This is a genomic window from Pseudaeromonas sp. HNCC25DJ180 (assembly GCF_055413345.1).
In genome coordinates, this window is the sequence record NZ_JBVAYF010000014.1 from 134,788 (window position 1) to 153,973 (window position 19,186).

The following is a 19,186-nucleotide window of genomic DNA, read 5'->3' on the forward strand; positions in this document are numbered from 1 at the left end:
CTCACGGGCGGTGGCACTGGATCGTGATCTGTTCGGCAAAGGCCGTGCCCAGACCATCATCGGCCTGATCGGTTTTATCGAGCGAGATGGCATACATGCGCTGTTCATCCGTGGGATTGGGCGGCCGCAACGTGCGCTGGCACCCCTTGGCTCCGGGCCCCGTCAACTGGATGGCCTGCTCCTGCTGATGCAGCATCTCTACATAGTAGGTGGCGTCGTAGATGGCAAACACCAGGCTATGGTCGGTCAACGGCAGGGGGGCCTTGAGTGGCAGGGTATAGTTGAAGCGGATGCGGCCATCGCTCATCTGGGTTTGGTACTCATGCACCGGACCAAAGCTCACCTTCTGCCCATCCAGCGTCATGCGGTTCAGATAGTTCTCGCTGGCCAGGTTGGTGATGGTGTCGTGGCCGAATAGCTGTAACTCCTGGGCCACGCTATGGCCCGCCGCCTTGGCGTCATCCAGTATGGTGGCGCTGTAGAACTCATCAAACAACCAGGAGAGGCGTAACGCCGTCAGTCGCTGCTGCCCATCGATCTGCAGCTCGGTCTGCATATCGATCCAGCTATGGGGGTGGGCGGCCACCAACGGGCTGGCCAGTATGCACACCGCATAGCAGACTCTGGGGAGTTGGCGTGAAGCTAACCGACCAAACATAGGGGCTCCTCAATGGGTACACAGGCGAAGGCCGGCGTCAGACCAATCCTAGCAGAATGTTAACTCCGCATCAGGGTTCCAGCGCCTTGAGCAGCGTGCTCAGGTTGTGCTCCAGAAAGGCCAGGTAGGTGGGAGCGTCTCCTTTTGGGCCAGAGAGGGCATCGGAGTAGAGTTTGCCGCCAATCTTGACCTGAGTTTCGCGGGCTATCTGCTCCATCAGCCTGGGATCGCTGATGTTCTCCACAAACAGCGCCGGTATGTTTTGCTGACGGATCTGGCGAATGAGGTTGGCCACCTGGGCGGCCGAGGGCTCGGCGTCGGTATTCATGCCTTGGGGGGCCAACAGGGTGAGGTGATAGGCGTGGGCCAGATAGCCGAAGGCATCATGGGAGGTGATCGCCTTGCGGCGCGCCTCCGGTAGGGCATTGAAGCGGATCTTGTAACGCATATCCAACTGCATCACCTGAGCCTTATAACTGGCGGCATTGGCTGCATAGAGGGCGGCGTTGGCCGGATCGGCGTCAGCCAAGCCTTGTGCAATATTGTCCACATAGATCAGCACGTTATTGGCATCATTCCAGGCATGGGGATCCGAGTCGCCGTGGTGGTCGTGTCCGTCTTCATGCTCCTCACTGCGATGCAGAGGCGTGATGCCGTGGCTGGCGACCACTGTGGTGCCCTTGAAGCCTGAGGATTGCGCCAGTCTGTCCAGCCAGCCCTCAAAGCCCAAGCCGTTGCTCACCAACAAGTTGGATTGCGCCAGGGTACGCACATCCTGGGGGCTGGGTTGGTAGACATGGGCGTCACCATCCGGCCCGACGAGCGTGGTGACGTGAACCTTGTCGCCCCCCACCTGCTGTACCAGGTCGCCCAGTATGCTGAAGGTGGCGGTGACGGGGAGCGGCGCGCGCTCAGCTTGTACTGACTGGCCTAGCAGCAGGGCGGCCAGGCTCAGGGCCGAAGCGAATATACGTAACCGGGTCATAGGGTCTCCTTTAGGGGAATGGGGCTCAGGCTTCCAGGTGTTTCAGACGCACATAGCGCCACACCAGACCGCCCTGGGTGCCAAACAGCAGGGAGATAAAGTAGAACACTCCCAGGCTGAGGATGATGGTGGGGCTGGTGGGCCAACCCAGATGATAAGAGAGCAACAGGCCGCAGAGGGTGGCAACAAAGGCACTGACGCAGGCTCCGGCCAGCAGACCGGCCAGACGGGCACTCCAGTAGCGCATGGCGGCACCGGGCAGGATCATCATGCCCACCGACATCAGGGTGCCCAGGGCATGGAAACCGGCGATGAGGTTCAGCACCGCCAGCAGCAGGAAGGCCATGTGTACCCAACTGCCGGAGCGACTGACGGTGGCCAGAAAGTCGGGATCCAGGCACTCCAGCACCAGGGGGCGCAGCAGCAGGGCCAGGGCGAGCAGAGTCAGGGTGCTGATACTGCCGAGCAGCCAGAGCGCATCGTTATTGAGGGCCAGGGCCGAGCCAAACAGCACATGTAGCAGATCGACACTGCTGCCGCGAATGGAGATGAGCAGCACCCCCAGGGCCATGGAGATGAGGTAGAAGGCGGCCAGGCTGCTGTCTTCACCACTCTTGGTCAGGCGCGAGACGGCGCCGGAGAGTAGCACCACCACACCGCCAGCCACCAGGCCACCCAGGGTCATGGCCTCCACCGACAGACCGGCTACCAGATAGCCGATGGCCGCGCCAGGCAGGATGGCGTGGGACATGGCGTCCCCCGTCAGGCTCATGCGGCGCAACATCAGAAATACGCCGATGAGCGGGGCGCTGAGACAGAGGGCCAGGCAGCCGGCCAGCGCCCGTTGCATGAACATGAATTCCGAGAAGGGGGCGATCAGCAGATGGTAGAGCATTATTTGGGCTCCAAGGGGCGATGGCATTCGGCGGCTTGAGGATCCGGCGCTATGGGCAGGCGGCGGGCGCGGTTGAGGTTGGCTTCGGTCACCACCTCGGTGGTGGGGCCCCAGGCGATCACCTCGCGGGCTAACAGCAGGCTCTGGGGAAAATGACGGCTCACCTGGGTCATGTCATGCAGCACGGCGAGCACGGTTTTGCCCGCCGCCTGCCACTCCCGCAGCACACCGAGCAGATCCTCGCTGGTCTGGGTGTCGATGGCGCTGAAGGGTTCGTCCAGCAGCATCAAATCCGCCTCCTGCAGCCAGAGGCGAGCAAACAGGGCGCGCTGCAGTTGGCCGCCGGAGAGGGCATCCAGATTGGCTTCACTCATCCCCTCCAGCCCTACGCGCTCCAGGGCCGCGGCGACCTTGACTCTCTGCTCCCGAGCCAAGCGGCCAAACAGGCCGCAGTGACGCCACAACCCCATGGCCACCATCTCGCGCACCGTGATGGGGAATTGGCGGTCGATGCGGCTCTGCTGGGGCAGGTAGCCGATCTGTTGGCTCGCCACGCCGAGCCGGATTTGCCCCTCCAGGGGGGGGAGTTGTCCCAGGATCCCCTTGAGCAGAGTCGACTTGCCGCCACCATTGGGACCGATCACCGCCAACAGCGAACCGGCCGCCACCTCGCCATGCAGATGATGCACCACAGGGTGACGGGCATAGCCCAGAGTGAGATTGTCAAAATGGATCATGGTTTACCTCATGGTCCAGAGCAATGCGCTCCAGATGAGTGCGATGAGGAGGGCGGCGATCAGCAGGCGCGTCAGCGTGCCGGTCAGGAGTAGGGAGGATTGGGTCATCATAGGGAATAGTTATCACTTGTGAAGAGGCTGCACGTTACAACATAACGTTCGATGCAGGCAATCCCTGTGAGAAAAGAAATAGGGTATGCTGGCAGCCTTACGTCCAGCATAGTTGTGAGATAGAGGAGTGCCATGGCCCCTAGCCATGCTTGTTGCCAGCCAGGAGCGGCAGCCAATATGACCCCCAATCGGCAGAAGGTCCGCGATCTGCTGCTGGCCAGCGAGCGCCCCTTGAGTGCCTATGAGGTGCTGGATCGTCTGCGTCAGCAGGGCACCCACTGGCAGCCTCCGACCGTCTATCGTGCCCTGGATTATCTGGTGGCGCAGGGGTTGGTTCACTATCTGCAATCCATCCAGAAATTTGTCTCCTGCCCCCATCAGGAGTGTGACCATTTCAGTCAGTTACTGATCTGTGTGCAGTGCGGTCAGGTACAGGAAGTGCCGCTGGTGGAGGAGTTGCTCGCCATCCTCAAGGTGCAGGCCGCCCAGCAGCACTTTACCCTGGAGCCCCAGTTTCTGGAGCTGAAGGGGCTCTGTCAGCAGTGCAGCCAGGCTGGGTCATAGCTTGGAATAAGGACTAATTCGGCAAAGAAAAAGGGCTCTTTCGAGCCCCTTTTCTCTTATTGGCGCTGTGGGGCGCCAATCAGCGAAGAGATCAGCTTGTGGTTGCGGTGTGAGGCACTCTCATTTTCCGGCTCGGCTGACTTGGCCACCTTAGCGGGGGCGGGAGCCTGCTCGGCCACGCTCTCATCCAGAGTAAGAGTGGGCGCTGCTGCCTTGGTGGCTTTCGCTTCTGGAGCTTTCGCTTCGGGAGCGTTAGCCCGTACCTGCAGGTTCTCTACTCTATGGATGTGCGTTCCCTCTTCCTTGCAGCTCTGGACCAGGGCATCGTGACGCTCGTCGGCGGAGAGTAGGGTGAGCTGGCTTTCCGGGCTGCGCTCGACCAGGCGGCCGATCTGCAGGGCCAGGGAGAGATCGAAGGCGGCGGCGGTTTGGCCCTTCACCTGTTGTAGTTCGATGCGGCTCTTGCTCTCGGCTTGAGCCGTCAGCAGCTGGCGTACCAGCTCGATGGGAAGTGAAGTCTGCCCCTGGCCGATGAAGATGATCACCTGCTGAAACTTATCCATGATGTTAATCGGCAGAGCAGATACGGTGTCATTGGCGATGATGAGTACACGATTAGCCATTAGAATCCCCTTTCCATGAACATTTGGCCTCAATTGAGATGGCATTATGCGATTTGCGGCCAGCTCGGTATGAGTCAAGAGTCACAGGTCGGGAACTCGGAATCGCCCGTTTCTGTGCGGTCACACCGCAAAATGGATAACTGGGCTCACTCTGGCAGGCGCTCCTGCTCGGGCAGCGTCAGTTCGATGGGAAAGGATTGGCGCAGGGCTACCTGGGTCAAAAAAATGCGAATGGCATCGGCTGTGCTCATCCCCAGTTTCTCCAATACCGCCTCGGCGCGCTCCTTGATCTCCGGTTCGATGCGGGCGCGCACCATGTCACTCTTGATGATGGTCATGAACTCTCCTTGTGCATTCGACTCCCCCTAGAGTGCAGCATCGCCCTCCTTGGCACAAGTTGCTTGCAGGCAAAGGCGTTACCCCCACACATTTCAGGGTTGGTTCTGGCTCTTGGGCCCCGCATAATCGTGGCATTACCCAAGTCGCGGCAGTTTCGAGCCAGGTGGCGTTAGCCGCGACCCGTCCCAGGAGAGTGCAGGTGAAGTATATCGGTGCCCATGTCAGTGCCTCGGGTGGAGTGGAGCAAGCGGTGGCGCGCGCCCAGGCTCTGGGGGCGAATGCCTTTGCGCTCTTTACCAAGAATCAGCGCCAGTGGAGCGCAGCTCCCCTGACCCCCCAAACCATTGCGGCCTTCAAACAGGCCTGCCAGCAGGCAGGCTTCCTGCCCGAACAGATACTGCCCCATGACAGCTACCTGATTAATCTGGGCCATCCGGAGCCGGAAGGATTGGCTAAATCCCGGGACGCCTTTCTTGATGAACTGCAGCGCTGCGAGCAGTTGGGCCTCTGCTATCTGAACTTTCACCCGGGCAGTCATCTCAAGCAGATACCGGAGGCGGTCAGCCTCAAGCTGGTGAGCGAGTCCATCAACTGGGCGCTGGAGCAGACCCAGGGGGTGACGGCGGTGATTGAGAACACCGCAGGACAGGGCAGCAATCTGGGGTGGTCGTTCGAGCAGCTGGCCGCCATTATCGAGGGGGTCGAGGATAAGAGCCGGATCGGTGTCTGTTTCGATACCTGCCACGCCTTTGCTGCCGGTTATGACCTGCGCAGCCATGAGGGGTGTGAGCAGGTGTTTGCCGAATTTGAGCGTATCGTCGGTTTTCGCTACCTCAAGGGGATGCATATCAACGGCGCCAAGAGCAGCTTCGGTAGCCGGGTGGATCGCCACCACAGCCTGCAGCAGGGGGAGTTGGGCGAAGCGGTATTTCACTACATCATGAATGACAGCCGCTTTGATCGCATTCCGCTGATCCTGGAGACTGTGGATCCGGACATTTGGGCCGATGAAATTTCCTGGCTACGCTCGTTGCCCCGCTAGGGAAGGTGCGGACAAGTATTGAGTAATGAAAGCGCCCCTCTACAACGCATTGAATTTTTATAGATTTTAACTGGTCACGGGCAGGGACTTCTTCGCCTGTTTCCTGGATGGGTTGCGATAAATTCTCAGGCGAGAGGCCTCGGTTTGCTATGCTTGAATTACTCGGTTATTTCTGACAGATATTGTTATGGCTGTTCCTGTTCATGGTGACTCGTCCATCATCTGGGTTGAGAATATCTGCCTATCTATCCTCAACGGCGCTTTTAATGAGGCCGGGATCGCTCTCTGGCTCCAGCAAGTGCAACAGAGTTGGCAACAGCAGGGAGGTCCGGCGAGTTGGGCCAGTGTGCTGGATATGTTTGGCTGGCAGGGGCGCACCCCGGAGTGTGATGCTCTGATGCGGGAGGGCGTTGCCTGGTCGAAAGCCCATGGCTTGCAATATCGCATCATGTTGATGAGTCACGGCACTGCCAATATCTATTTTCAGCTCACCCAGATTGCCAACCCCATAGTTCCGAGCAGCAGAGACATGGTTGTTTGTCAAAGCTATGCCGAGGCCGTTGAACAACTGCAGCAGCACGGCTTCAACGTCACCTTGCAACAGCTCCAGCCGCGAACATAACCCAACGCAACCCGATATATTCACATGGCGTAATTAGCGCTTGGCTGGCATAGCCAGGTCGCTGCCCATGCTGTGGTTGAGGTTTCACAAAAAAAAAGTAGCAACCTTGCCACGGTGATAAGGTTGTCAGAAGTGTCTGCTCTGACTTACTATCAAGAAGTCACCTCTGGTGGCGTACTGATGCGGTCAGGTTACTGCGGGAAGGGTATCTACTCACATGTCACGCTGGACACAGTTTTTTGCCTTGGCGTTAGCCTGCTGGCTGCCTCTGCAGTCGGCACTGGCCTGGTTGCCTGTGCAGCTTCCAGCCAGCGCTAACCAAGCTCCCCTTGACCAAAGCCGCCCCCCTTCTCTGGTTCATGATGCCATGGCTCATGAACCGGCTTCTCACGACGCCAGCCAGGCCCGCGCTCATGGAGCTATGCCCGGCTGTGACATGTCCGACGCCGAGATGGCCAGCTCCCTGTCCCCCTCTCACGCGCAAGTCAATGCCGCCGCTGCCGCCTGTACGGGTAGTGGTTGTGACACTCAGCAACTGCCTGGCATGTTGTTGGGCCATCATCACTGTGGTGCCTGTGTGCCTGTGCTGGGTGCTTTGCTGGATACCGTCATAGTGTCAGATTTTGGTCTGCGCCCCTCCCAGGAGCGGCTGGAGTGGCACTCCCCGCGCTATATCAACTTTGTTCCTGGTATCCCCTCTCCTCCTCCTTGCCATCAATCGGTTTGAGCGCTATTTGGCCAAATGGCCAACCCAAATCTGTTAATTGATGCTTGTGCCCTGAGCTGTCCATGACCCGTGTTCTACTCGGGTGTCATGGCGTGGGGCTATTGAGGATGCCAATATGCTGCGTTTTAGCTCTGTTCGTTCCCTACCTTGTTCCCTGTTTGCTGGCCTGCTGTTGACTCTGGCGTCGGCTCCCACCTTGCAGGCGGCCCAACATGATATGGCCAATATGACCCTGTCGAATGCGAGCATGGCCAAGAGGGCCCCGACCTATGAGGTGCGAGGCCAGGTGGTCAAGCTGGAGGGGGGGCAGGTTGTGCTCTCCCATGAGGCAATTGCCGCGCTACAGTGGCCCGCCATGACCATGCCGTTCCAGTTGGCTAAACCTGAGCTGGCTCAGGGGTTGACGCCTGGGCTGCATATCAGCGCCCAGTTCGAGAAGGTCGAAAACGATGCGCCGCGCATCGTCTCTTGGCAGGCCGCCCCTTAAGGCTCTGTTGCGTTGGCTGAGTCGGGCACTTGCCCGCCTCAGCCATGACCATGACTCTTGGCACAGGGGATGAATGATGAGCCAGCAGAAGCAAGAGGGGCTGTGGTTACGCCCGCTCGTGACACTTGGATTGGGTTTGCTACTGGGGGGCGGCGCTCTTTGGCTATGGCAGCAGGAGGTGCAAGCACCTCCTGCCGAGCCTGCTAGTCAGCAGGCTGCCGCTCTCCCGCGCCAGATCCTCTATTACCGTAACCCCATGGGGTTGCCGGATATTTCAGCTACGCCGAAAAAGGACGAGATGGGCATGCCTTACCTGCCGGTCTACGCCGATGAACCGGGGGCGACTCCTGCTGCGACACCTAAGGGTGAGCATAAGGTGCTCTACTACCGCAATCCCATGGGGTTACCGGATGTCTCGGCCACGCCGAAGAAGGATGAGATGGGCATGGCTTATCTGCCTGTCTATGCCGATGAGCCCTCGGATGGCGGTGTGGCCCTGACCCCGGATCGCATTCAGACGCTGGGGGTGAGTAGTGAGCCGGCGCGGCAGGAGCCCCTGCTGCGGCAGTTGCGGGCCGTGGGCCAGTTTGCGGTGGATGAGCGGCGTCAGGTGTCGGTCTCGGCCAAGTTTGGCGGCTGGATTGAGCGCTTGCCAGTCAATACCACGGGGCAGATGGTGCGTCGGGGTGAGACGCTGCTGGCGGTCTACAGTCCTGAGCTGATTGCGGCCCAGCAGGAGTATCTCATCGCGCGCGATAGTCAGCACAGGCTCAACCTCGAGCCCACCCTGGCGGGAGGCAAACGGCTGACGCTGAGTGAGGGGGCTTTGCAGCGTCTACGTTTCTGGGACATACCGGATGCGGATCTCTCTCGCCTGGTCGCGACCGGGCAGGTGCGGCGCACCCTCTCGTTGCAGGCCCCTGCCGATGGGGTGGTGCTGAGCAAGAGTGCAGTCCAGGGGATGCGCTTCGAGGCGGGGCAGTCCCTGTTCGAACTGGCGGATCTCTCCCGGCTTTGGTTGCTGGTGGAGGTGTTCGAGAATGATTTGGCGCTGGTGAAGCCGGGGCAGCAGGTGGCAATCAAGGTGAATGCCTATCCGGGGGAGCGCTTCAGCGGTCAGGTGGCCTTCATCTACCCGACGCTCAATAGCCAGAGTCGTACCGTGCCGGTGCGCATCGAGCTGGATAATCGTAACGGTCGGCTGAAGCCAGCCATGTATGGTGAGGCCCAGCTCTCGGTACCGGTAGCCAATGAGCGGGCGGTGAGTGTGCCCGAGTCGGCGCTGATCGACAGTGGTACCCGGCAGGTGGTGTTAGTGAGCCAGGGCAAGGGCCATTTTTCTCCGCGCGAGGTGCTGGCTGGCGTCCATGGCGAGACGGCCAAGGGCGAGCGACGGGTGGTGATCTTGCAGGGGCTATTGCCGGGAGAGCAGGTGGTGACACGAGCCAACTTCCTGCTGGATGGTGAGAGTAATCTGCGAGCGGCTTTTGCCGGCCTAACGGCTCCGGCCAGCGCGGCCCTTCCGGCGACGGATCTGAATTCCCACGTGGATAAGTCTGCGGCCATGGCGAGCATGTCGGTTGGCGTCAGTGGGGCGGGAGGAGAGTAACCATGTTGCAGAAACTGATCCGTTGGTCGCTCTACAATCCGGTGCTGGTGTTGCTGCTGACTCTGCTCATCCTGGCGGGGGGGACTCTGGCGCTGTTACGCACACCGCTAGATGCGATACCCGATCTCTCGGATGTGCAGGTGATCGTCTACACCGAGTATGCCGGGCAGGCACCCCAAGTGGTGGAGGATCAGGTCACCTATCCTCTCACCTCGGCCCTGCTCTCTGTGCCCAAGGCCAAGGTGGTGCGCGGCTTCTCCTTCTTCGGCGCCTCTTTTGTCTATGTCATTTTTGAGGATCACACCGATCTCTACTGGGCTCGCTCCCGAGTGCTGGAGTACCTGAGCGGCATCAGCGGCAAGTTGCCGGCTGGGGTCAACCCGGCTCTGGGGCCCGATGCTTCGGGGGTGGGTTGGGTCTATCAGTATGCGCTGGTGGATAAACCAGCCAAGCCAGGAGAATTGGGGCAGAGTCTGGAGAGCCTGCGGGCCCTGCAGGATTGGACCCTGCGTTACCCCCTGTCGGCGACGCCCGGTGTGGCGGAGGTGGCCACGGTCGGCGGCTTCGTCAAGCAGTACCAGGTGGTGCTCGATCCGCGCAAGCTGCAGGCCTATGGCATCTCGCCGCTGGAGGTGATGGAGGTGATCCGCGCCAATAACCAGGAGGTGGGGGGGCGTGTCATCGAGTTGGCCGAGACCGAGTTCATGCTGCGTGGCAAGGGCTACCTGCGCGGTGTGGCCGATATTCGCGACCTGGTGATCCGTCAGGTGAATGGCACCCCGATCCGGGTGGGGGAGGTGGCTCGGGTCGAGCTGACGCCAGATGAGCGGCGGGGTCTCTCCGAGCTCAATGGCCAGGGGGAGGTGGTCTCCGGCATAGTGGTGGCGCGCAGTGGCGAGAATGCCCTGGGCGTCATAGAGAGAGCCAAACAGAAGCTGGCCGACCTCAAGCAGAGCCTGCCGGAGGGGGTGGAGGTCGTCACTACCTATGATCGCTCCGAGCTCATCCACAGGGCCATTGCCACCCTCAAGCACACCCTGCTGGAAGAGAGCGGCATAGTCGCCCTGGTCTGTCTGCTGTTCCTGCTTCATGTGCGCAGCGCCCTGGTGGCGATTCTGGTGCTGCCCGTGGGGGTGCTGGCGGCTTTTGTGGCCATGGGCGCCTTGCATATCAATGCCAACATCATGAGCCTGGGCGGCATCGCCATTGCTATAGGTGCCATGATAGATGCGGGCATAGTGATGGTGGAGAATGCCCATAAGCATCTGGAGCGAGCGCCGCCTGGCGCGTCACGCCGCGAGATCATGTTGGCGGCGTGCCAGGAGGTGGGGCCTGCGCTCTTCTTCTCTTTGCTCATCATCACCCTCTCCTTCCTGCCGGTCTTCACGCTGGAGGAGCAGGAGGGGCGGTTGTTTGCGCCTCTGGCTTTCACCAAGACCTTTGCCATGGGGGCGGCGGCGCTGCTGTCGGTGACGCTGGTGCCTGTGCTGATGTGGTTGCTGATCCGGGGCAGAATCGTGCCGGAGCAGGCTAACCCGCTCAATCGCTGGCTCATCGCCGCCTATCGCCCGGTGATCCGCTGGGTGTTGCGCGGCAAAGTCGTGACGCTGGTGCTGGCCTTGGGGCTGCTGGTGGCGACCCTCTATCCCTTGCAGCGCATTGGTAGTGAGTTTATGCCTAACCTGCATGAAGGCTCTTTGCTCTTCATGCCGGCGGCCCTGCCTGGGCTCAGTGTGACCAAGGCGGCGGAGTTGCTGCAGATCCAGGATCGCATCATCAAGTCGTTCCCCGAGGTGGCGTCCGTGCTCGGCAAGGCTGGTCGTGCCAACAGCGCCACCGATCCGGCCCCGCTGGAGATGTTCGAAACCGTCGTCAACCTCAAGCCTGAGGCCCAGTGGCGGCCAGGCATGACGCTGGAGAAGTTGATCGATGAGCTGGATCAGGCGGTGAAGATGCCAGGCATGGCCAACTCCTGGACCATGCCCATCCGGGCCCGGATCGATATGCTCTCTACCGGCATTCGGACGCCGGTGGGGATCAAGGTGTTTGGCCCTGAGCTCCCGGGGATTGAGCGGCTGGCCCGCCAGGTGGAGCAGGTGGTGAAGGGCATCGACGGGACGCGCAGTGCCTATGCCGAGCGCATCACGGGGGGCTACTACCTGACCCTGACGCCAGACCGGGAGGCGCTTGCTCGTTACGGGGTGAGCATAGCCACTCTGCAGCAGGTGATCGCCACCTCAATGGGTGCCGAGCAGGTGACGACCACGGTCGAGGGGCGGGAGCGTTACGGGGTGACGTTGCGCTATCCGCGGGAGCTACGGGATACGCCTCAGGCCATGGCGCGTGAGGTGCTAGTGCCGACCGCCAGCAGTGGTCTTATTCCTCTGGGTTCGCTGGTCTCGCTGCGCCTGGAGCAGGGGCCGCCCAGCATTCGTACCGAGAACGCCCAGCTGGCGGCCTATATCTATGTGGATGTGGTGGGGCAGGATATTGGCGGTTGGGTGGGCAGGGCGCAGCAGGCGGTGGATGCAGCGATCCAGGCGGGCACCATACAGCTGGAGCCCGGTTACCACCTGAGCTGGAGTGGGCAATTTGAGTATATGGAGCGGGCCAAACAGCGGCTCATGCTGGTCGTGCCCTTTACCCTGGCGCTTATCTTCCTGCTGCTCTATCTCAACTTCCGCAATCTGAGCGACAGCCTCATCGTCTTGCTCAGCGTGCCCTTTGCTCTGGTCGGGGGGATCTGGTTGCTCTGGTGGCTGGATTACGCCTGGTCGGTAGCGGTGGCCGTGGGCTTCATCGCCCTGGCCGGGGTGGCGGCGGAAACCGGGGTGGTGATGTTGGTCTATCTGGAGCAGGCTTGGGCCGAGATGCAGCGGCAGAAAGCGAGCGAAGGGCTGGCCTTGCGGCGAGCCGATCTCTATCGGGCGATCATGACGGGGGCCGCCGAGCGGGTACGGCCGAAGATGATGACTGTGGTGACTATCATGGCGGGTCTGCTACCCATAATGTGGGGCTCGGGTACCGGCTCCGAGGTGATGCGGCGCATTGCCGCGCCCATGGTGGGAGGTATGATCTCCTCGACCCTGCTGACCCTGCTGGTGATCCCGGTGATCTATGCCTGGGTCAAACAGTGGCAGCACGGGTTGCGCAACTGATGTCGGATGAGGCCGAGGTGGGCGGCGTTGCGGCCCCCTTGGCCTCTTTGCGACAAACTGGATGATTTTTGCTCGATTTTCTCGGTAGATGAGATACTATCCGCGCCTTTGTATGGGGATCCTCTGGAGGGGAGATGCCAACACCGATTGCTCACGCCTCAGCCGGGGTTGCCACAGTGCTGTTAACCCTGGGGCCGGGGATTTCACGTAAGTCGCTGCCTTGGCTGGTGGTCGGTGGCGCCAGTGCCGGTGCGGCGGCCGACCTCTATTTTCTGGCGCCCTCCTGGTATCTGCTAGGCCTGCACTCTCTGCTCATGGCGGTCACTCTCTGGTCACTGGCTGTGGTATTGGGCGAGCGCTGGCGCAGCCGCATTCCTGAGGCGCTGGCGTTGGCGTATACCTCTCACTGCCTGTTGGATTTCCTGTTTACCAAGCTCAGCCGTGGACCGGCACTCTTCTGGCCTTTGACCCGTACCCGCTATCGACTGGGCTGGGTGGGTATCTCTGATCAGCTCAACAACCAGCCTTGGTCGGTTTTGCTAATTAATATTCTGCTCGAATTAGGCTTGTTTGTGTTGCCTGCCCTCTGGTTGGTATGGCTCCGCTGGCGCTCTCCCGGCCAAGGTAAGCGATGGCAGACCTTCGCAGGCAAGAATTGAAACTGTGGGTAAATAAAAAAGCGCCGAATGGCGCTTTTTTATTGCTGCTGGGCTGCTGTCGCCTATATGCGGACTGGCTTGGCTCTGACCATGGCTATGATGCCCAGTAGGATGAAGGGGATGCTCAACCACTGGCCGACGCTGATGGCAAAACTGGATTCATAGGCTGCTTGCGGGGTCTTGACGAACTCCAGCAAAAAGCGGGAACCAAATATCAGCGTCATGAAGAGGCCAAAGCCGAAGCCCTCGCGCTTCATCTTCTGCAGACGATAGAGGCTGAGCAGCACCAGGAAGGTGAGAGCGTAGCAGGCTGCTTCATAGAGCTGTACCGGGTGGCGAGGCAGCAGATCGATGCGCTCGAAAACCACCCCCCAGCTGCCGTTGGTTGGCAGGCCGACGATCTCGGAATTCATAAAGTTACCCAGGCGAATAAAGCAGGCAACCAAGGCCGTGGGGATGGCCAGGCGATCCATCAACCAGAACAGCCGGGTATCCGGGTGCTGTTTGACAAATAGCCAGATGGCCAGCAGTACGCCGACAGTGCCGCCGTGACTGGCGAGGCCGCCACGCCAGATCTTGAGGATTTCAATAGGGTTGCTGAAATAGTACTCAGGCTCGTAGAAGATCACATGTGCCAAGCGGGCCCCGACTACCGTGCCGATGAAGATGTAGGTGAGCAGTTTATCCAGCTGTTCGGTGGGATAGCCTTCGCGGCGATAGATGCGCTGCATTATCTGGTAACCGATCAAGAAACCGCCGGCAAAGAGGGCGCCGTACCAGTGAATGGCCAGGGGGCCGAGTTGTAACAAGATTGGATCTGCGTTCCAGTGAATCATCCTGCCTCCACAGTGAGAGCCTGAAAATAGGGTCTATTACCGGGGCAAGGGTAACACGTCACTCTCTATGGTGTGAGGCCTGATTCTGCCTGGCTGGTGTCAGGGGTGGGGTCTACACTTTGATCAGTGTCACAAAGAAAGGGGGCGCCATGAGTGACTATCAGGGGCCGGAGCGGAGGCATGGACCGCGCAGAGTTCAAGTGGATAGGCGAGCCGAGGTACGTTGGGAACCAGATAAGGAAGACAGGCGCCAGAACCCGGGGCGTCGCAAGAGTGATCAGGGCGTTGGTTACTGGGTGGCCCGCGACTATGAGCGTTAGCCGGGCTCGGCGCTATTTAGATGACTGCGCTGGAGACGGCGGATCTGCCTAGATCCGCCGTGCTGCTTTGTGGTTACTGCTCTTCGTTGGGTGCTTGACTTGGCTTCATGCCATCCCACATGGCGGGCACCAGGCGCTCTTTGGTGGTGTGGCTGACAAAAATCACGGCAGCTATATGTAGGCCGACGGCGACCATCACCAGGTTGGCACATAGGCCATGCAGATCTTCGAGCCACTCTTCCGCCTCATAGGCATCCGTAGTCAGCATCCAGCCCGTGGTACCGGTGGCAAGCAACATGCCGAGCAGGAACAGCACCATCAGGGCGCCCAGCGGGTTGTGGCTCAGATAGTAGGGGTGTTTGCCGCTGCGCATGGCTTGCAGGTAGCCGAATAGACTTTTTGGCGTGGGGACGAAGCTGCTAAACCGTGCGTAAGTGGAGCCGATAAAGCCCCAGATGATTCGAGCCAGCACCAGGCCTATCAGGGTATAACCAATATAACGATGAGTTCTGCCACCCTCTTCGGTGAGCCAATAGTTGCTCAAAAATAGGATGGCGGTAGACCAGTGAAATAGTCGAACAAAACGATCCCAAACACGAACTTGTTGCATAGCTGTCTTCCCGGGGTAATTTGAATCTGAACACAGAGTAGGCTCTGAGCATGGCTCCTCGCAACCGAGGACCTGCTCTTTATCATGTAAGGGAGCCGTGACCTCTTTTCAGCCATGGCTCAGAGGACAAACGAGCTGGAATGGCGCATGATGATTTATGGTTGGCCGATAATGAACAGCATAACAGTACCTGAATTAAGCCAACCTTAACGAGACAGCTTTGGGGCCGGAGTGATAACGGCTATCATGAGGTGATGCAGTACCCGTGCTGCCTCCCGTAGATAGATTCAGGAAGACGGTAATAAATGAAATTATCAGGCGCAATGAGCTGGCTCATCGGTGGGGTGATGTTGCCGCAGGTGGCACAAGCGATTCCTCTTACCAACTTTATCGATACCAGCTTCATCGGTGGTGGGGTGATGCTGTTTATTGCCGGTTTTTGCATGCTGTTTATCCCACGCATGTTCAAGATAGGTGTGCTCATCATGTTGTTGGCGGATGCCTGCTTCATGCTGCGAATCTTTTTCCGTAGCGAGCTGAACCACTATCTTGAAGCCCAGACGGCTTATGTGCCCTTTATCCAGGAGATGAGCCGCGACGCCAGCCGTTTCTATACTGTCATTGCCATTTTGCTCTTGCTGACCGGCTTGCTGCTGGTGCGAAGTATCTTGCGCCAGTTGTTTGGCTGGGGCCGCACTCTACCTCAGGTTGAAAAACGGGCATCCCCGGCTTCGGCTCGCAAAGAGGTAAAATCTCAAGCGCGTCCTGCGTTGAGGCCACAATATGCAGATGAGGAGTTGCCCCCTCCCTCACGGCACAAGCGAGATGGTCGCAATAATCGTTTCCGGGTCCATGATTATCTGGAACAGTTGGAGCGACAGCAGGAACAGGGCCACAGGGATGAACGCTAGTCTGCGTTGTTTTGCCAGCGCCAGGGGTGAGATTGATATTGATCCTGGTATTAGCACTGAGTTGTCTGCAATATAGCCGCCATTTATCCGGGCTATAGCCTGGTTTTCTACTTTTTATTGCGATTGAATGTATGGATGCACATAACAAAGCAAGTTTACCGGCGATAACCCTGGCGGCGATTGGGGTAGTGTATGGCGATATAGGTACTAGCCCGCTCTACACCTTCAAGGAGTGTTTTTCGCCACATATAGGACTGGTCCCGACTCAGCCTGTGATTTTTGGCTTTCTCTCGCTTATCTTCTGGTCTTTGATCCTGGTCGTGTCGGTCAAGTACTTAGCCTTTGTGCTGCGTGCCGACAACCGCGGCGAGGGCGGGATACTGACGTTGATGTCACTGGCGGGTCGGAATACCCCACCGGCCATGACCACTCTGCTCTTGGTGTTGGGTTTGATCGGAGGGGGGTTCTTTTATGGCGAGGTGGTGATCACTCCGGCCATGTCTGTGCTCTCGGCACTGGAGGGGCTACAGGTAGTTACTCCCCTGTTTACTCCCTATATCTTACCCGTGGCTATCGCCGTATTGACGCTGCTCTTTGTTATCCAGAAGCATGGTACAGCTAAGGTCGGGCGTCTGTTCGGCCCCATCATGTTGCTCTGGTTCGGTTCCCTGGGGGGGTTAGGTCTACTCTCTATTATCCAACATCCAGAGATCTTAGCGGCCATGCATCCCAAGTGGGCGATTCAGTTTTTTGTCGCCTACAAGTGGATCGGCTTTGTCGCTCTAGGCTCCGTGGTCCTCGCCATTACTGGTGTAGAGGCGTTGTATGCCGACATGGGTCACTTTGGCAAGAAACCCATTCGCCTAGCTTGGTTCATCGTGGTGCTGCCCGCACTCTTGCTCAACTATTTTGGTCAAGGGGCTTTGCTGTTGAGTGATCCTACTGCGGTCAAGAATCCATTCTTCCTATTAGCACCCGAGTGGGCGATGGTTCCCATGGTTATTCTGGCTACCCTGGCGACTGTGATTGCCTCTCAAGCCGTTATCTCGGGTGTTTTCTCGCTGACGCGCCAGGCGGTACGTTTGGGCTATTTGCCTGGTATGACGATCAAGCACACCTCGGAGAGTGAGGCGGGCCAGATCTACCTGCCATTTATCAATTGGATGTTGTTTGTGGCTGTGCTGGTGGTGGTGGTGGCGTTCCGTGAGTCGAGTAATTTGGCTGCGGCCTATGGCATCGCCGTGACGGGCACCATGGTGATTACCTCTATTCTTCTTTGTACTGTGGCGCGTTATAACTGGGATTGGCCAAGTATTGTGGTACGAATCATGTTGATTACCATGTTGATCATTGATGTGCCCTTCTTTGCTGCCAATGCGTTGAAGCTGCTGGCGGGGGGCTGGCTGCCGTTGGCACTAGGCTGTGTGATGTTTACCGTAATGGCGACCTGGAAGTGGGAGCGATTTCTGTTGTTTCGCCAACTGTCGCGTATGAGCATGCCCTTGGAGAGCTTCATCACGTCATTGAGCAAGGATCAGCCGGCTCGGGTACCGGGTACGGCTATCTATATGGCGAGAACCCAACAGGGCGTGCCTCATGCGTTGCTACATAATTTGAAGCATAACAAGGTGCTGCACGAACGAGTGATTATCATGACGTTCAGAACCCAAGATGTGCCCTATGTAGAGCCGGATCAGCATGTGCAGATTGAGCGGCTATCCGATACCTTCTGGCGTATCTCGGCCACGTATGGCTTCCATGAAACGCCCGATGTGGAAGAGGTATTCCGGCGCTGTGCGCAAAAAGGGATGGCCTTCAGCCTGATGGGCACCTCTTTCTTCTTATCTAGAGAGACACTGATCCCGACCCGGCGTTCGCTGTTTGCCAGACTCAGAGCGGCGTTGTTTGTGTTGCTCAGCAAGAACGCGCTGCGGGCGAATGACTTTTTCCACATACCGGCTAACCGAGTGGTGGAGTTAGGGGTGCAAGTTGAGGTGTAAGCAGCGGGTTTAGAGTGTAAAACGAAGGGCGTCTCAGTGACGCCCTTCGTTTTAATCAGTATTTGATGAGTCGACTCAGGCTCAAGCGGTCAAGATCCGGCTTCAGTTGACCAGCGGCTATATTGCGAGCAATAGCCTGGTAGCGATTTTTACAGCCAGTCTTGCGGATGGCGCTGTTAAGATGGAAATTGACTGTCCGCTCAGTAATACCCAGTATTTTGGCCGCCTCCCATGAGGTCTTGCCTTCACTTACCCAAAATAGACACTCACGCTCCCGTTCCGACAGGTTAGGGTTGGGCGGGCTGAGCAGCTCACAGGCGCGTTGGAACACATATGGATAAACAACGCTCAGGCAAGTGATGCTGGAGAATACTTCACCAGTCGGTTTTTCTCGACTGAGATGAAGCATGGCATGGTGCCCCTGAGGACTGTGTATGGGTAGCGTCACCCCTTCGCGCATACCATGTTCGGCGCGCTGACGCATAATGGCCTGTCCCTGTTCAGGTAGAGCGCCATCGTGCCAGGAGAGTTCACTCCATATAATGGGCTGACTCTGTTTCAAAGAGAGGATGACTAGAGGGTCATGGGTGGCTATATGGCTTTGCCAGCAATGTTCTGACCAATCTTTCGGTGTGTGACTTAATACGGTCACAAAAGATTGTAATAGGCCAGATGGAATGAGTAGGCCGAATTGATAGTAGTCAAATCCACACATCTGCGTGATCTTATACAGCTGCTGGTTTAACTGCTCAGGCGATGAGCATTCCTTGATCTGTCGGATCTGATTTTTTAGCAAGTCTTCACTGACCATAAGTCTTCCAATGTTTGGTAAATTTCCGAGTCCTGATCCCGAGGGATGATAACTACATCCCTTCAACTTTATCCCGTGTGCATCAATGCGATCACCCAATAAACTTAGAAAATAGTTCATCCGGAGGCAAGCTATCCTGTACCTATACTGAGACATTTACGAGTCCAATCGCATCAAAACACGATATTGATAAAAGCTTGAACAGGTTTACGGCTTAAAAAAGCATGAAATATGTGACAAGGGTACTTGCAAATGAGGTTGGGGTTTGTTCTGTATAGACAGATCTTCTGAGTATGCGTGCTTTTTGTGCACTTGACCTAGGTTTATCAGAAATGTCTTGTCATAACTGACTCGCTCCCTATAATGCCGCCTCGTTGATACGGCAAAGCAGGCACTCTTCGGAGGTGATGCAAGCGGTGTTAACCGGGCCGAAACGCCCCGGAGCGAGTGCAGTAAAATGTGCTTGACTCTGAAGCTGGGAA

General features: G+C 58.2%; 19 protein-coding genes. 10 read left to right on the forward strand and 9 right to left on the reverse strand.

Features of this window, described 5'->3' with window-relative positions; all coding sequences use genetic code 11:
• Window position 1: 1 nt before the first annotated feature.
• The 4 genes from ACZYTD_RS13865 to aztA form a co-directional block, all read right to left on the reverse strand.
• Window positions 2-658 (reverse strand): DUF1007 family protein, encoded by a 657-nt coding sequence (locus tag ACZYTD_RS13865; RefSeq protein ID WP_463892856.1) that lies wholly within the window; start codon window positions 656-658, stop codon window positions 2-4.
• 70 nt (window positions 659-728) lie between these two features.
• Window positions 729-1,643, reverse strand: coding sequence for a metal ABC transporter substrate-binding protein (locus tag ACZYTD_RS13870; protein WP_463892857.1), 915 nt, complete (start codon window positions 1,641-1,643; stop codon window positions 729-731).
• A 25-nt stretch (window positions 1,644-1,668) separates the two neighbouring features.
• A complete protein-coding gene (locus ACZYTD_RS13875; RefSeq protein WP_463892858.1) occupies window positions 1,669-2,538 on the reverse strand; it encodes a metal ABC transporter permease in 870 nt (289 codons plus the stop codon).
• Window positions 2,538-3,275, reverse strand: coding sequence for a zinc ABC transporter ATP-binding protein AztA (gene aztA, locus ACZYTD_RS13880; RefSeq protein WP_463892859.1), 738 nt, complete (start codon window positions 3,273-3,275; stop codon window positions 2,538-2,540). The genes ACZYTD_RS13875 and aztA overlap by 1 nt, the downstream gene beginning before the upstream one ends.
• 288 nt (window positions 3,276-3,563) lie before the next feature.
• Between aztA and ACZYTD_RS13885 the strand changes: the two genes are divergently transcribed.
• Entirely contained in the window at window positions 3,564-3,950 is a 387-nt protein-coding gene (locus ACZYTD_RS13885; protein WP_463892861.1) for a Fur family transcriptional regulator, read from the forward strand.
• A 56-nt stretch (window positions 3,951-4,006) separates the two neighbouring features.
• Here the strand turns inward: ACZYTD_RS13885 and ACZYTD_RS13890 are convergent, their stop codons facing one another.
• Window positions 4,007-4,573, reverse strand: coding sequence for a PIN domain-containing protein (locus ACZYTD_RS13890; protein WP_463892862.1), 567 nt, complete (start codon window positions 4,571-4,573; stop codon window positions 4,007-4,009).
• Window positions 4,574-4,719: 146 nt separating this feature from the next.
• Complete coding sequence (locus ACZYTD_RS13895; RefSeq protein WP_463892863.1) at window positions 4,720-4,911, reverse strand: type II toxin-antitoxin system RelB/DinJ family antitoxin; 192 nt, start codon at window positions 4,909-4,911, stop codon at window positions 4,720-4,722.
• Between the two features lie 200 nt (window positions 4,912-5,111).
• On the opposite strand from ACZYTD_RS13895, the gene nfo reads away from it, so the two are divergent.
• The 7 genes from nfo (at window position 5,112) to ACZYTD_RS13930 (ending at window position 13,216) form a co-directional block, all read left to right on the forward strand.
• Window positions 5,112-5,954 (forward strand): deoxyribonuclease IV, encoded by an 843-nt coding sequence (nfo, locus tag ACZYTD_RS13900; RefSeq protein WP_463892865.1) that lies wholly within the window; start codon window positions 5,112-5,114, stop codon window positions 5,952-5,954.
• Between the two features lie 187 nt (window positions 5,955-6,141).
• Complete coding sequence (locus tag ACZYTD_RS13905; protein WP_463892866.1) at window positions 6,142-6,576, forward strand: hypothetical protein; 435 nt, start codon at window positions 6,142-6,144, stop codon at window positions 6,574-6,576.
• A gap of 217 nt (window positions 6,577-6,793) precedes the next feature.
• Window positions 6,794-7,303 (forward strand): hypothetical protein, encoded by a 510-nt coding sequence (locus ACZYTD_RS13910; RefSeq protein WP_463892868.1) that lies wholly within the window; start codon window positions 6,794-6,796, stop codon window positions 7,301-7,303.
• Window positions 7,304-7,418: 115 nt separating this feature from the next.
• The gene (locus ACZYTD_RS13915; protein WP_463892870.1) at window positions 7,419-7,790 is read left to right on the forward strand and encodes a copper-binding protein; all 372 of its coding nucleotides are present in this window, start codon (window positions 7,419-7,421) and stop codon (window positions 7,788-7,790) included.
• A 76-nt stretch (window positions 7,791-7,866) separates the two neighbouring features.
• The gene (locus tag ACZYTD_RS13920; RefSeq protein WP_463892871.1) at window positions 7,867-9,399 is read left to right on the forward strand and encodes an efflux RND transporter periplasmic adaptor subunit; all 1,533 of its coding nucleotides are present in this window, start codon (window positions 7,867-7,869) and stop codon (window positions 9,397-9,399) included.
• 2 nt (window positions 9,400-9,401) lie between these two features.
• Window positions 9,402-12,557 carry an efflux RND transporter permease subunit gene (locus tag ACZYTD_RS13925; protein WP_463892873.1) on the forward strand — a complete coding sequence of 1,052 codons (3,156 nt, stop codon included), beginning with the start codon at window positions 9,402-9,404 and terminating at the stop codon, window positions 12,555-12,557.
• 134 nt (window positions 12,558-12,691) lie between these two features.
• Window positions 12,692-13,216 carry a metal-dependent hydrolase gene (locus tag ACZYTD_RS13930; RefSeq protein WP_463892875.1) on the forward strand — a complete coding sequence of 175 codons (525 nt, stop codon included), beginning with the start codon at window positions 12,692-12,694 and terminating at the stop codon, window positions 13,214-13,216.
• 62 nt (window positions 13,217-13,278) lie between these two features.
• Here the strand turns inward: ACZYTD_RS13930 and lgt are convergent, their stop codons facing one another.
• Window positions 13,279-14,052, reverse strand: a complete 774-nt coding sequence (gene lgt / locus ACZYTD_RS13935; RefSeq protein ID WP_463892876.1) for a prolipoprotein diacylglyceryl transferase — start codon at window positions 14,050-14,052, stop codon at window positions 13,279-13,281.
• 393 nt (window positions 14,053-14,445) lie between these two features.
• Window positions 14,446-14,982: a cytochrome b/b6 domain-containing protein gene (locus ACZYTD_RS13940; protein WP_463892877.1), complete on the reverse strand. Its 537-nt coding sequence runs from the start codon at window positions 14,980-14,982 to the stop codon at window positions 14,446-14,448.
• A 305-nt stretch (window positions 14,983-15,287) separates the two neighbouring features.
• Here ACZYTD_RS13940 and ACZYTD_RS13945 point away from each other — a divergent pair, with 305 nt between their 5' ends.
• Both ACZYTD_RS13945 and kup read left to right on the forward strand, forming a co-directional pair.
• Window positions 15,288-15,893, forward strand: coding sequence for a hypothetical protein (locus tag ACZYTD_RS13945; protein WP_463892878.1), 606 nt, complete (start codon window positions 15,288-15,290; stop codon window positions 15,891-15,893).
• Between the two features lie 131 nt (window positions 15,894-16,024).
• A complete protein-coding gene (gene kup / locus ACZYTD_RS13950; protein ID WP_463892880.1) occupies window positions 16,025-17,893 on the forward strand; it encodes a low affinity potassium transporter Kup in 1,869 nt (622 codons plus the stop codon).
• 55 nt (window positions 17,894-17,948) lie between these two features.
• Here the strand turns inward: kup and ACZYTD_RS13955 are convergent, their stop codons facing one another.
• A complete protein-coding gene (locus ACZYTD_RS13955) occupies window positions 17,949-18,824 on the reverse strand; it encodes a helix-turn-helix transcriptional regulator (RefSeq protein WP_463892881.1) in 876 nt (291 codons plus the stop codon).
• Window positions 18,825-19,186 lie beyond the last annotated feature (362 nt).